This window comes from Bacillus sp. GbtcB10 (genome assembly GCF_019091365.1).
Classification (GTDB): domain Bacteria; phylum Bacillota; class Bacilli; order Bacillales; family Bacillaceae; genus Bacillus; species Bacillus altitudinis.
In genome coordinates this window covers 1-248 of sequence record NZ_JAGXJP010000300.1, presented here as the reverse complement: position 1 = coordinate 248, position 248 = coordinate 1, and the positions used below count along the sequence as shown (strand labels likewise).

Below are 248 nucleotides of genomic sequence, written 5' to 3'. Positions count from 1 at the left end.
TGCCCCTGAGGAACGAATTATTCGCCTAGAGGGCAACTACTGGGATATTGGGGGGGGGCCATGTGGTCCGAAAACAGAAATTTTCTATGATCGCGGCGAAGCATATGGCAACGACATGAACGACCCTGAATTATATCCAGGCGGGGAAAATGAACGTTATCTAGAAGTATGGAATCTTGTTTTTTCTGGATTTAACCATAATCCAGATGGTACATATACACCGCTTCCGAAGAAAAACATTGGTACAG

Annotated in this window: 1 protein-coding gene; it reads left to right on the top strand. The window is 44.8% G+C overall.

What is annotated here, in order from left to right; genetic code table 11:
* Nucleotides 1–248 (top strand): alanine--tRNA ligase-related protein (locus tag KVT11_RS20325; protein WP_217609194.1); only part of this gene is annotated, 248 nt, incomplete at both ends.